Annotated in this window: 14 protein-coding genes; 10 read left to right on the top strand and 4 right to left on the bottom strand. The window is 72.4% G+C overall.

Annotated elements, in window-relative coordinates:
* Positions 1 to 298: LysR substrate-binding domain-containing protein (locus tag IE249_RS36650; RefSeq protein WP_229857815.1), on the top strand; the 298-nt coding region annotated here is incomplete at its 5' end.
* A 97-nt stretch (positions 299 to 395) separates the two neighbouring features.
* Here the strand turns inward: IE249_RS36650 and IE249_RS08450 are convergent.
* Positions 396 to 863, bottom strand: coding sequence for a pyridoxamine 5'-phosphate oxidase family protein (locus IE249_RS08450; protein ID WP_189704137.1), 468 nt, complete (start codon positions 861 to 863; stop codon positions 396 to 398).
* A gap of 165 nt (positions 864 to 1,028) precedes the next feature.
* Between IE249_RS08450 and IE249_RS08445 the strand changes: the two genes are divergently transcribed.
* A complete protein-coding gene (locus IE249_RS08445) occupies positions 1,029 to 1,685 on the top strand; it encodes an isochorismatase family protein (protein ID WP_189704136.1) in 657 nt (218 codons plus the stop codon).
* Here IE249_RS08445 and IE249_RS08440 read toward each other — a convergent pair.
* A complete protein-coding gene (locus IE249_RS08440) occupies positions 1,672 to 2,151 on the bottom strand; it encodes a Rieske (2Fe-2S) protein (RefSeq protein ID WP_189704135.1) in 480 nt (159 codons plus the stop codon). The genes IE249_RS08445 and IE249_RS08440 overlap by 14 nt on opposite strands.
* Positions 2,152 to 2,282: 131 nt before the next feature.
* Here IE249_RS08440 and IE249_RS08435 point away from each other — a divergent pair, with 131 nt between their 5' ends.
* The 7 genes from IE249_RS08435 (at position 2,283) to IE249_RS08405 (ending at position 8,352) form a co-directional block, all read left to right on the top strand.
* Complete coding sequence (locus IE249_RS08435) at positions 2,283 to 3,047, top strand: HipA family kinase (RefSeq protein WP_189704134.1); 765 nt, start codon at positions 2,283 to 2,285, stop codon at positions 3,045 to 3,047.
* Between the two features lie 17 nt (positions 3,048 to 3,064).
* The gene (locus IE249_RS08430; protein ID WP_189704195.1) at positions 3,065 to 3,493 is read left to right on the top strand and encodes a DUF3037 domain-containing protein; all 429 of its coding nucleotides are present in this window, start codon (positions 3,065 to 3,067) and stop codon (positions 3,491 to 3,493) included.
* Positions 3,494 to 3,618: 125 nt separating this feature from the next.
* Positions 3,619 to 4,380 carry a 3-oxoacyl-ACP reductase FabG gene (fabG, locus tag IE249_RS08425; protein WP_189704133.1) on the top strand — a complete coding sequence of 254 codons (762 nt, stop codon included), beginning with the start codon at positions 3,619 to 3,621 and terminating at the stop codon, positions 4,378 to 4,380.
* Positions 4,381 to 4,392: 12 nt separating this feature from the next.
* Positions 4,393 to 5,160, top strand: a complete 768-nt coding sequence (locus tag IE249_RS08420; protein ID WP_189704132.1) for an SDR family oxidoreductase — start codon at positions 4,393 to 4,395, stop codon at positions 5,158 to 5,160.
* Positions 5,161 to 5,392: 232 nt separating this feature from the next.
* Positions 5,393 to 6,970 carry an ABC transporter substrate-binding protein gene (locus IE249_RS08415; protein ID WP_189704131.1) on the top strand — a complete coding sequence of 526 codons (1,578 nt, stop codon included), beginning with the start codon at positions 5,393 to 5,395 and terminating at the stop codon, positions 6,968 to 6,970.
* Positions 6,971 to 7,060: 90 nt separating this feature from the next.
* Positions 7,061 to 7,744 carry a uracil-DNA glycosylase gene (gene ung / locus IE249_RS08410; RefSeq protein WP_189704130.1) on the top strand — a complete coding sequence of 228 codons (684 nt, stop codon included), beginning with the start codon at positions 7,061 to 7,063 and terminating at the stop codon, positions 7,742 to 7,744.
* An 89-nt stretch (positions 7,745 to 7,833) separates the two neighbouring features.
* A complete protein-coding gene (locus IE249_RS08405; RefSeq protein ID WP_189704194.1) occupies positions 7,834 to 8,352 on the top strand; it encodes a hypothetical protein in 519 nt (172 codons plus the stop codon).
* Between the two features lie 861 nt (positions 8,353 to 9,213).
* On the opposite strand, the gene IE249_RS08400 is transcribed toward IE249_RS08405, so the two are convergent.
* Positions 9,214 to 9,726 carry a DinB family protein gene (locus IE249_RS08400; protein WP_189704129.1) on the bottom strand — a complete coding sequence of 171 codons (513 nt, stop codon included), beginning with the start codon at positions 9,724 to 9,726 and terminating at the stop codon, positions 9,214 to 9,216.
* A gap of 28 nt (positions 9,727 to 9,754) precedes the next feature.
* Positions 9,755 to 10,363, bottom strand: coding sequence for a TetR/AcrR family transcriptional regulator (locus IE249_RS08395; RefSeq protein ID WP_189704128.1), 609 nt, complete (start codon positions 10,361 to 10,363; stop codon positions 9,755 to 9,757).
* Positions 10,364 to 10,478: 115 nt separating this feature from the next.
* Here IE249_RS08395 and IE249_RS08390 point away from each other — a divergent pair, with 115 nt between their 5' ends.
* Entirely contained in the window at positions 10,479 to 11,666 is a 1,188-nt protein-coding gene (locus IE249_RS08390; protein WP_189704127.1) for an FAD-dependent monooxygenase, read from the top strand.
* The last annotated feature ends 3 nt before the right edge of the window (positions 11,667 to 11,669 follow it).

The raw sequence follows: 11,669 nt of genomic DNA, 5'->3' as shown, positions 1-11,669 counted from the left end.
CGCCGAGTTCTGCCACGAGTGGCTGCTGGACACCCTGCGCTCCAAGGGCGTCGAGCCGCGCATCGCGCACCGCGCCGAGGAGCACGCCACCCAGCTCGCCCTGGTCGCCGCCGGCCTCGGCGTGTGTGTGGCCCCCCGGCTGGGACGGGGGCCGCTGCCCGAGGGGGTGCGGACCGTGCCGGTGCGCCAGGCGGTGCGGCGGCACGTCTACGCCGTGTGGCGCGCCGACGCCGACCGCCGCCCGTCCATCCGCGCGGCGGCGGACGCCCTGCGGGCGGCGGGGGAGGAGCTCGGCTAGGGCCCTTCTTCCGGGTCAGGCCGGCTCCCGGCGACCTCGCCCCCCGGCAGACCCCGCGACCGGGGCAAGATCCGGAAGAGAGGCCCCAGGGGTGTCGCTAGGCCGAGCCCAGTTTGCGGAAGTCCCAGGAGACGATCTTCTCCGGGGTCAGCCGCACCCACGCGTGCCGGCCGTCGTGCGGCATCTCCTCCAGACCGAAGTTCTTGCGGGCGAACAGGGTCTCCGGGACGTCGAGTTCGGCGCACAGGTCGCCCACGCGCGGCGCCTCGCCGACGAACTCCACGGTGCCGGACAGCTCCACGCCCCGCAGCTGGTCGTACTCCTCACCCGTGTCCACGACGATCGCCACCCGGGGGTCGCGGCGCAGATCCGCCCACCGCTTGCTGCGCACCACCGAGTACAGCCACAACGAGGTGCCGTCCCAGGCGAACCACAGCGCGCTCACGTGCGGAGCGCCGCCGGTCGACACCGTGGCCACCCGGCAGGTGCGCTGGCTGGTGAGGAACTCGTCCAGCTCGCCCGGCGTCATCATGATCTTCCGGCCCCGGCGCTGAGTGACGGTCATGCGGCCCCCTCTTCTCTTCTCCCACGTCGTGCCAGAGGACCACGGGCGTCCCGGCCCGCACAGATCCTCTGACATCACGTCAGAAAAGGATGAGGCGTCTTCCCTCGTCACGCAATGGTGGCTACGCTCGCCCGCCCGGGCCGCCGACGACAGGGGACGGACGCCATGCCGTCGTACCAAACGCTCAGCGAACTCCTCGACCCCGCCACCACCGTCCTGCTCACCACCGAGTGCCAGCAAGGCGTCGTCGGACCGGACGCGGCGCTGCCCGAACTCGCCCACGCGGCCCGCTCCTCGGGCGCCCTCGGCAACGTGGCCCGGCTGGTCGCCGCCGCGCACGGCCGCGGCGTCCAGGTGATCCACGCGATCGCCGAACGCCGCCCCGACGGCCGGGGCGCGAGTCGCAACGCGCGGCTGTTCCGCGCCGCCGAACGCCTGCCCGTGCGCCAGCTCTCCGGCACCGACGCCGTGCGCGTCGCGGCCCCGGTCGAGGTCGCCGGACAGGACATCGTCGTACGGCGGCTGCACGGACTGTCGCCCGTCCAGGGCACCGAGGTGGACGCGCTGCTGCGCAACCTCGGCTGCCGCACACTGGTCGTCACCGGGGTCTCCGCCAACGTGGCGATCCCCAACGCCGTGTTCGACGCCGTCAACCGGGGCTACGACGTGCTCGTGCCCACCGACGCCATCGCCGGGGTGCCCTCCGACTACACCGCCGCGATGATCCGCCACACCCTCGCCCTGGTGGCGACCCTGGCCACCACCGACGAGGTGCTGCGCTGCCTGGAGCGGCACGCGCGCGCGGGACTCAGGCGAGCTTGATCTCGTCCCCGGAGACGGAGATGCTCTTGGCCGGCAGCGGCTGCGTCGCCGGGCCCTTCTTCACGCTGCCGTCGGCGGCGGAGAACTCGCTGTGGTGGCAGGGGCACTTGATCACGCCGCCCGCGATCTCGTTCACCGCGCAGCCCTGGTGGGTGCACTTGGACGAGAACGCCTTGAACTCGCCCTTCGTCGGCTGGGTGACCACCACGCCCTGACTGCCGAAGACCTTGCCGCCACCCTCGGGGATGTCGGCGGTCTTGGCGAGCACGGCGCCGCCGGAGCCCGCAGCCGCGTCTCCGCCGCCGCTGCTCGCGTTGCTGCCGTTCTGCGTGGTCGAGGACCCGGACGACGACTTGTCGTCCGACCCGCACGCGGTCAGCGCGACGGCGAGCCCCGCCGCGCCCACCGCCGCCACCACCGTGCGCCGGGCCGGTGTCCCCTGGGGCTGAAGCGATTCGCTGGTCATGCTGACGTTCCTTCCGCACAGGCTTCGCAACTTGCTTCGTGACTTGCTTCGTGACTGGTTTCGTGGATCTGCACAGGGGTACGGGCACCGGGCATCCAGCGTTCAGTCCGGGCGTTCCGTAACCTGGGGCGATGCTCAAGGAAGTCATCGCCACCCGCTACATCACGCCGCTGCGTGAGGGCGGGTCACTGCCGGGGCTCGTCGAGGCCGACGACTTCGGGACGTACGTGCTGAAGTTCACCGGGGCCGGGCAGGGCCGCAAGACGCTCGTCGCCGAGGTGGTCTGCGGGGAACTCGCCCGCAGGCTCGGCTTCCGGGTGCCCCGCCTGGTGACCGTCGACGTCGACCCGGTGCTGGGCCTCGGCGAGCCCGAGCAGCAGGTGCAGGAGCTGCTCAGGTCCAGCGGCGGCGTCAACCTCGGCATGGACTTCCTCTCCGGCGCCCTCGGCTTCGACCCGCTCGCCTTCCCGGTGGATTCCGCCGAGGCCGGGCGGATCGTCTGGTTCGACGCGCTGGTCAACAACGTCGACCGCTCCTGGCGCAACCCCAACCTCCTGCGCTGGCGCGGGGACCTGTGGCTCGTCGACCACGGCGCCACCATGATCTGGCACCACAACTGGCCCGGCGCCGAGACCTCCGCCGGCCGTCCCTACGACGCCTCCGACCACGCCCTGCTCCGCTTCCGGCCGGACGTGGCCGCGGCCGCCGCCGAACTCGCCCCGCTCGTGACGGAGGACGTCCTGGCCGAGGTCACGGCCGAGATCCCCGACGCCTGGCTGACCGGCGAGCCCGGCTTCGGGACGCCCGACGACCTCCGGCGCGCCTACGCGCGGCCGCTCCTCGCGCGGGCCGCCGTCGTGCACGAACGCATCACCGGCATCGAGGGGGAGCAGTGAGCGAACACCACATCCACATGGCCGGGCATGTGACCGAGCGCCACATCACCCGGGCCGGGCAGGGCGGCGACCGGGACGTCTTCGAGTACGCCCTGCTGAGGGTCGTCCCGCGCGTCGAGCGCGGCGAGTGCGTCAACGCCGGCGTCCTCGTCTACTGCCGCGCCCGCGGCTACGTCGGCGCCCGTACCCACCTCGACGAGGCGCGGCTGCTGGCCCTCGACCCCGACGCGGACGTCGGGGGCGTGCGGGCCGCGCTCGCCGCGGTGGAGGGCGTGTGCGCCGGCGGGGAGGCGGCCGGGCAGGCGGCGGGCGACGACGCGGGACGGCGTTTCCGCTGGCTGGTCGCGCCCCGCTCCACCATCGTGCAGCCCGGTCCCGTGCACACCGGGCTGACCGCCGACCCGGCCGCCGAGACGGAGCGATTGCTCGGCCTCCTGGTGAGGTAATGGATCACACGCACCCGGTGTGCCGTTGACACCGGGTGCCAGGGCTTCTAGCGTCACCCCCATCGAAGGTACTAAGCGGTCGCTCACCGCAGATCAGGTTCTCTCTAGGGCGAGGAGAAGCAGCAATGTCCACCACTGAGCAGCGGGTAGCGGTCGTCACCGGTGCCGCGCGCGGCATCGGCGCCGCCACCGCCGTACGACTGGCCGCCGAGGGCCGCGCGGTCGCCGTCATCGACCTCGACGAGGCCGCCTGCAAGGACACCGTGGAGAAGATCACCGCGGCGGGCGGCCGGGCCATCGCGGTCGGCGCCGACGTCTCCGACGAGGCCCAGGTGGAGGCGGCGGTCGCACGCATCGCCGAGGAGCTCGGCGCGCCCACCATCCTCGTCAACAACGCGGGCGTGCTGCGCGACAACCTGCTGTTCAAGATGAGCGTCTCCGACTGGGACACCGTCATGAACGTGCACCTGCGCGGCTCCTTCCTGATGACCAGGGCCTGCCAGAAGCACATGGTCGACGCGGGCTTCGGCCGGGTCGTCAACCTCTCCTCGTCCTCCGCCCTCGGCAACCGCGGCCAGGTCAACTACTCGGCCGCCAAGGCAGGCCTGCAGGGCTTCACCAAGACCCTGGCCAAGGAGCTCGGCAAGTTCGGCATCACCGCCAACTCCGTCGCCCCCGGCTTCATCGCCACCGAGATGACCAAGGCCACCGCCGACCGCGTCGGCATGAACTTCGACGACTTCAAGGCGGCCGCCGCCACCCAGATCCCGGTGCAGCGCGTAGGCGAGCCGGAGGACATCGCCAACGCGGTCGCCTTCTTCACCGGCGACGCGGCCGGCTTCGTCTCCGGCCAGGTGCTGTACGTCGCCGGCGGACCGCTCAACTAAGGGATCACGCACATGACTTCCGTGGAACACCCCGAACTCTCGGGCAGGGTCGCCCTCGTCACCGGCGCGAGCCGGGGCATCGGCTACGGCGTCGCCGAGGCGCTGGTCGCCCGGGGCGACCGGGTGTGCATCACCGGCCGCAACGAGGACGCGCTCAAGGAGGCCGTCGACAGGCTCGGCTCCGACCGGGTCATCGGCGTGGCGGGCAAGGCCCATGACGAGGCCCACCAGGCCGAGGCCGTCGAGCGCGTCATGGACGCCTTCGGACGCGTCGACTTCCTGGTCAACAACGCCGGCACCAACCCGGTGTTCGGCCCGATGGCCGACCTCGACCTGAACGTGGCGCGCAAGGTCTTCGAGACCAACGTCATCTCCGCGCTCGGCTTCGCCCAGCGCACCTGGCACGCCTGGCAGAAGGACAACGGCGGCGCGATCGTCAACATCGCCTCCGTCGCGGGCCTCGCGCCCTCGCCCTTCATCGGCGCCTACGGCGTCAGCAAGGCCGCGATGATCAACCTCACCCAGCAGCTCGCGCACGAGTTCGCGCCCAGGGTGCGGGTCAACGCGATCGCGCCCGCCGTGGTGAAGACCAAGTTCGCCCAGGCGCTCTACGAGGGCCGCGAGGAGGAGGCGGCGTCCTCCTACCCGCTCGGCCGGCTCGGCGTGCCCTCGGACATCGGCGGCGCGGCCGCGTTCCTCACCTCCGAGCAGTCCGACTGGGTCACCGGGCAGACGCTCGTCGTCGACGGCGGCATCTTCCTGAACGCCGGGGTGGGCTGACGGCCCGGACCACGGGCTGACCGGTTGACCGGGGGCCGTTTCCGTTCGCGCACGATTTCCCGCGCGCTCTTGACGGAAACGGCCCCCGCGTCGATCCGGAGGCCTTGGCGGAAGCCGATGACAACGTAGTCAGTCACGCGCTGATCAAGACCCTGTTCGCAGTGGGTTCACCGGGCGGGGTGCTGCGGTATGGTCTGCCGACCCTTGGTACGGCGGATCGAGGAGCGTGCGCGTGTTCAACCGGAAACGGTGCCTGCGGCCAGTGGTGGCCGTGGCGTCCATATCCCTGGTCGCCGGGTGCAGCGTCCTTTCCGACGGAAACCCGGACGACAAGGGGCCGATCATCGTGGGCACGACCAGTGCCCCCAGCACGCTGGATCCGGCGGCCTCCTGGGACCAGTCCTGGGAACTTTTCCGGAACATTTACCAGACGCTGCTCAACTACCCCGTGGGTGCCACCACTCCGCAGCCCGACGCGGCCAAGAGCTGCCGTTTCACGGACAGTTCGAACACCGTCTACAGCTGCGAACTGCGGTCCGGCCTGACCTTCTCCGACGGGCACAAGCTGGACGCGCGGGCGGTCAAGTACTCGATCGACCGCATCCGGAAGATCAACGTCAACGGCGGCCCGGCCGGCCTGCTCGGCAGTCTCGACAGCGTCCGGGCGGTGAGCGACCGCGAGGTGGTCTTCAACCTCAACAAGCCGGACGCCACCTTCCCGTTCGTCCTCGCCACCCCCGGCATGTCGATCGTGGACCCCGAGGAGTACCCCGACAACGCGGTGCGCAAGGGCGACAGCATCGTCGGGTCCGGGCCGTACGACCTGCAGAACTACGAGCAGGGCAAGCAGGCCGTGCTGGTGGCGAACAAGCGCTACAAGGGGTTCGCGGACCGCAGAAACGATGCGGTGACCATCCGCTACTTCCAGGACTCGCACGCGCTCGCCGCCGATCTGCGGGACAAGAAGCTCGACCTCTCCTTCCGCGGCCTCGCCGCCGACGACGTCATCTCCTTCCAGCGCAACGACTCCAAGGACATGGACGTCACCGAGGGCGCGAGCAACGAGATCGAGTACCTCGTCTTCAACCCGAAGGACCCCTGGGCCGGAAAGCTCGCCGTCCGCAAGGCCGTCGCCCAGCTCATCAACCGCAGCGCGATCGCGCACGACGTCTACAAGGACACCGTCGAACCGCTGTACTCCATGGTCCCGGCCGGTCTGACCGGGCACAACACCGCCTACTTCGACGACTTCGGCGACCCCAGCGCGGCCAAGGCCCGCAAGTTCCTCACCGACGCGGGCATCACCCAGAAGGTGCCGCTCGCCCTGTGGTACACCACCGACCGCTACGGCTCGGCGACCGCCAAGGAGTTCCAGGAGATCAAGCGGCAGCTGGAGGCCTCCGGGCTGTTCACCATCACGCTGCACGGCCGCCCCTGGAACACCTACGTCGAGGGCTACGAGAAGGGCGAGTACCCGGTGTTCGGGCGCGGCTGGTCCCCCGACTTCCCCGACCCCGACAACTTCGTCGCGCCCTTCGTCGGCAAGCAGAACGCCCTGGGCACGCCCTACCCCTCGCCGGAGATCACGGACAAGCTGCTGCCCCAGTCCCGGCGCGAGAGCGACCGCGCCAACGTGGTGAAGGAGTTCGGGCAGGCGCAGCGGATCCTCGCCGGCGACGCGCGGCTGCTGCCGCTGTGGCAGAGCAAGCAGTACCTGGCCTCGCGCGACGACATCTCCGGCGCGGAGCAGTCGCTGGACCCCTCGTCGATCATGATGATGTGGGAGCTGTACCGCAAGACGAGCTGGTAGGCGGGGCGTTCACGGCTGCGGGGACGCGATGTCAGTGGTCGCCTGTAGGTTCTGGGCCTGGAAGTGACCGCACATCGTGAGGACGTTGACGTGACCGACATCGCCATGCTGCCCGAGTCCTGGCGCGGGGTTCTGGGTGACGAGCTTCAGCAGCCCTACTTCAAGGAGCTGACGGAGTTCGTCGAGAGCGAGCGGGCGAACGGCCCGGTGTACCCGCCGCGCGAGGAGGTCTTCGCCGCGCTGGACGCCACGCCGTACGACAAGGTCAAGGTCCTCATCCTGGGCCAGGACCCCTACCACGGCGAGGGCCAGGGCCACGGCCTGTGCTTCTCGGTCCGCCCTGGGGTCAGGATCCCGCCGTCGCTGCGCAACATCTACAAGGAGATGCACGCGGAGCTCGGCACGCCGGTCCCGGACAACGGCTACCTGATGCCATGGGCCGAGCAGGGCGTGCTGCTGCTGAACGCGGTGCTCACCGTCCGCGGCGGCGAGGCCAACTCCCACAAGGGGCGCGGCTGGGAGAGGTTCACCGACGCGGTGATCCGCGCGGTGGCCGGCCGGCCCGACCCGGCGGTGTTCGTGCTGTGGGGGAACTACGCCCAGAAGAAGCTCCCCCTGATCGACGAGAGCCGGCACGTGGTGGTCAAGGGGGCGCACCCCTCCCCGCTGTCGGCGAAGAAGTTCTTCGGCTCCCGCCCGTTCACCCAGATCAACGAGGCGGTGGCCCGGCAGGGTCACGAGCCGGTCGACTGGCGGATTCCCGATCTGGGCTGAGGACCCGCCTGCCGGTGATCGCCGCCCGCTGAGGTTAGCGTCGGAGGCGCCGGCCGGGACCGGCGGGCACAGGGCTTCTGGAGGGTGCGCTGGTGGAGCGGCAGGAGCAGGCGGCGTCGGACGCCGTGCTGACACGGATCGGGCAGAGCGTGATGCTGCATCACGCCGGGGACCGGGAGGAGGCGCGGGGGCGCCTGCTCGACCTGTGGACGGAGATCGGCGAGGACGGCGATCCGCTGCACCGCTGCACGCTCGCCCACTACATGGCCGACACCCAGGACGACCCCGCGGACGAACTGGCCTGGGACCTGCGGGCGCTGTCGGCCGCGGAGGAACTCGCCGCCGACCGGCCCGCCGGCCACGAGGACGCGCCGGCGGTCCGCGCCCTGTACCCGTCGCTCCACCTGAACCTCGCCGCCGACTACGCGAAACTCGGCCGCCGAGAGGCGGCGCGCACGCACCTGCGACGCGCCCGCACCGCGGCCGCCGCCCTCGACACCGACACCTACGGCGAGGGCATCCGCACAGCGATCCGCCAACTGGAAACCCGCCTGCGGGAGGACCACCCGGGCGATCCGCAGAGCGGGCCGCCCCGCCAGCGCTCGTGAACGGACCGCCCGGCCCGCAAGGAACGCGCCCACCCACGGCACCCGTCGGCCGAGGGCTCGCCTCGGCTTGGGGGCGAGGAGCCGGGTGGCCGGCGGGGTGGACCGCTGCGGCGGTGGGCGCGGTCGTCGCCGGCCGCGCACCGCGGGCCCGGGCGCGCGGCCTGGGTGGGGCCTGGAGACCTCCGCCGGACCACCGCGTCCGCGCGCGGTGTTCGGCCGGCCGACGGCTCGCCTCGGCCGGCCGGGTGAGCGGGGTCAGTGGCCGTAGGCCTGGTTGCAGATTCGGAATTCTGGGCTGTTGGGTTGCCAGCCGCCGTATGTTCTGCCGAGGGCGCAGGGGTCCGGGTTGGCGGGCACGACGTGCGCGGGCACGGTGTACGCGGGGACGGGTAGCTCGGCGCGGGGGGCGGCCAGGCGCGGGTGGTGGTGTCTCGGCAGGGGGTGCGGTACTCGGCGGGGGCCGTCGGGCGCGGGTGCCGGGGAGCGCGGGGACGCGGACCGGGTGGTGGGCTTCGGGGGATGGGAGGGGCCGCTCAGTTCCAGGGCCTCGCGGGCGGGGGCCTGCACGACCCGTGGCGCGACACTGCCGTCCGGGCGCGGGGCCTGGGGACGGGCGGGTGCCGCCGGGGCGGAGGCGGGCGGGCGGTGGACCGTGACACAGCCGGTGAGGGCCGCGACGGCCACGGTGACCAGAAGCGTTGCGGTGGTCGTCGTTCGATGCACCCGGGCAACTCTGCTGGTTCCGCCGCGGTGCCGTACCCGTGCGAGGGCGCGGAATGCTCCGCACGGGTGATCTTGTGGCCCGTAGGGAGTGCCTGCCCGGTCTCCCGGTGACGCCCGCCCCGGCGTGGGACGGCCGCCTCAGTCGCCGGTCGCGCCGTCGATCCGCTCCCGCAGCAGGTCGGCGTGGCCGTTGTGACGGGCGTACTCCTCGATCATATGGGTGTAGATCCACCGGAGGTTGAACGGCTCCTCGGTGAACCTGCTCCTGCCCTTGGACAGGTCGTCCAGCCCGAAGCCCGCGGCGTTGCGGCGGGCGACGGCGATCTCGGCCTGCCAGGTGGCGTGGGCCTCGGCCCAGGTGTCCGCCCCCGTGGTGTGGAAGTCGCCGTCCTGGTCCTGCTCGCTGTAGTAGATCGGCCCGGGATCGTCGCCCACCAGGACCTTGCGGAACCAGTTGCGCTCCACCTCGGCCATGTGCCGGACGAGCCCCAGCAGGGACAGCTCGGACGGCTCCGCGGACGTGGCCCGGAGCTGCTCGTCGGTCAGGCCCTCGCACTTCCGGGCCAGCGTCTGCCGGTGGTAGTCGAGCCAGCCCTCCAGCATGGTGCGTTCGTCGGCGTTCTGCGCGGGTTCTCTGCGTTCGGTCGTCATGCCCCGATCCTGTCCCACCCCCGAGGCGTCACACCACGCCTTTTCCGGCGCCGAGCATCCCCGCCAGCAACTCGCGCAGCCCCGCCCGCACTTGCTCCAGGCCGGGGACCTGCGCGTGGTACGTCCCGGCCACGCAGGAGAACATCAGCCCGTCCGCCCACGCCACCAGGGACAGCACGTGCCGGTCGGGGTCGGTGGAGCCCAACGCCGAGACCAGCGCGGAGAGTTGCTCACGGAAGCGGGCGCCCGCCGCGTCGAAGTGGGCCCGCAGCTCCGGCCGCCGGGTCGCCTCGAGGGCCAACTCGTAGCGCGCGACGGTGAGTTCACGGTTGCGGGTCAGCGCGCGGTGCGTGGCGAGGGCCAGCGCGTCCACCAGTGATCCGGGGCCGCCCGTGCGCGGGTCCGGCATCTCGTGCAGCGCCAGCACTCGCGCCTCCCGGTCCGCCAGCCGCCGCACGGACAGCTCCAGCAGGGCCTGGCGGGTGCGCGCCACGTTCGACGTCGAGCCCTGCGGCAGTCCCGCCGCCTCGTCCACCGCCCGGTGCGTCAGACCGCGCATCCCGCGCTCGGCGAGCAGGGCGAGCGCGGTGTCGGCCACGAGATCGGCGCGCGAGGCGCTGGGCGGGTGTGCGGGCATGGGGGCCAACCTACCCGCCGGCCAGGTCCGCGGGCCCGTGACACTACAGCCGTAGTATCGTCGGACGCACACCTCACTACAGGTGTAGTCTAGAAGTCGGAGCCCAGGAGGAGTCATGGCCCGTCAGTCACACGCCGTCGTCATCGGCGGCGGTATCGGAGGCCTCACCGCCGCCGCGGCCCTGCACCGGACCGGCCGGCAGGTCACCGTGCTGGAACGGGCCCCCTCCCTGGAACCGGTCGGCGCCGCCATCTCCCTCTCCCCGAACGCCCTGCGCGCCCTGGACGTCCTCGGCATCGGCGACGAGATCCGCGACCTGGCCGCCTGGCAGGGTGACGGCGGACTGCGCACCCCGGGCGGCCGCTGGCTCACCCGCACCAGCGCCGCGGCGGCCGCCGAACGCTTCGGCGGCCCCCTCGTCCTGCTGCACCGCGCCACCCTGATCGACAGACTGGCCGCCCTCCTCCCGCCCGGCACCGTCCGCACCGGCGCGGCAGCCACCCTCGCCGACCCCGGCGACGCCCACCGCCCGGCCCGCGTGATCACGGACACCGGCGAGTGGGAGGCCGGCCTCGTGGTCGCCGCGGACGGCATCCACTCCGCCGTACGCACGACGCTGTTCCCCGATCACCCCGGTGCCGTCTACGCCGGATTCACCACCTGGCGGATGGTCGTCCCCGTCCCCGGCGCCGAGTTCGCCTCCCACGAGACATGGGGCGTCGACCGCCTGTGGGGCACGCACCCGCTCAAGGACGGCCGGGTCTACGCCTACGCCGCCGCCCTCGCCCCCGCCGGCGGACGCGCGGACGACGACGAACACGCCGAACTGCGGCGCCACTTCGGCCACTGGCACGACCCGATCCCCGCCGTCCTCGCCGCCACCGGACCCGAGGACGTGCTGCGCCACGACGTCCACCACCTCGCCCGCCCGCTCCCCGCCCTCCACCGCGGCCGGGTCGCGATCCTCGGCGACGCCGCCCACGCCATGCCGCCCAACCTCGGCCAGGGCGGCAACCAGGCCGTCGAGGACGCCGTCGTCCTCGCCCACCACGCCGGCGACCTCGCCGCCTACACCGCCGCCCGGCTGTCCCGCACCGCGGCGATCGCCCGCCAGGCCGTGCGCGCCGCCCGCGTCGCGATGCCGGGCAACCGGGCCGCCGTCGCCGTACGCGACCTCGCCGTCGCCGCGCTGTCCAGGGCCCGCCCCGCGCTCCTCCTGCGCGGCTTCGAGGGCATCGCCGACTGGCGCCCCCCGCAGCCGCCGTATGCTGCCGTGCGGGCGGGGGACACGGAACAGCGGTGAGGG

The organism is Streptomyces anandii JCM 4720 (assembly GCF_014650655.1).
In the GTDB taxonomy this organism is placed as follows: Bacteria; Actinomycetota; Actinomycetes; order Streptomycetales; family Streptomycetaceae; genus Streptomyces; species Streptomyces anandii.
Note: the sequence above shows the minus strand (reverse complement) of the source record. Positions and strands in the feature narration are given on the sequence as shown.

Coding starts and splice junctions, on each gene's coding strand:
- IE249_RS08400 (WP_189704129.1), bottom strand. CDS start 9,726: ATGACGACCGAACGCAGAGAACCCGCGCAGAACGCCGACGAACGCACC.
- IE249_RS08445 (WP_189704136.1), top strand. CDS start 1,029: ATGCCGTCGTACCAAACGCTCAGCGAACTCCTCGACCCCGCCACCACC.
- IE249_RS08395 (WP_189704128.1), bottom strand. CDS start 10,363: ATGCCCGCACACCCGCCCAGCGCCTCGCGCGCCGATCTCGTGGCCGAC.
- IE249_RS08390 (WP_189704127.1), top strand. CDS start 10,479: ATGGCCCGTCAGTCACACGCCGTCGTCATCGGCGGCGGTATCGGAGGC.
- IE249_RS08450 (WP_189704137.1), bottom strand. CDS start 863: ATGACCGTCACTCAGCGCCGGGGCCGGAAGATCATGATGACGCCGGGC.
- fabG (WP_189704133.1), top strand. CDS start 3,619: ATGTCCACCACTGAGCAGCGGGTAGCGGTCGTCACCGGTGCCGCGCGC.
- IE249_RS08440 (WP_189704135.1), bottom strand. CDS start 2,151: ATGACCAGCGAATCGCTTCAGCCCCAGGGGACACCGGCCCGGCGCACG.
- IE249_RS08435 (WP_189704134.1), top strand. CDS start 2,283: ATGCTCAAGGAAGTCATCGCCACCCGCTACATCACGCCGCTGCGTGAG.
- IE249_RS08430 (WP_189704195.1), top strand. CDS start 3,065: ATGGCCGGGCATGTGACCGAGCGCCACATCACCCGGGCCGGGCAGGGC.
- IE249_RS08420 (WP_189704132.1), top strand. CDS start 4,393: ATGACTTCCGTGGAACACCCCGAACTCTCGGGCAGGGTCGCCCTCGTC.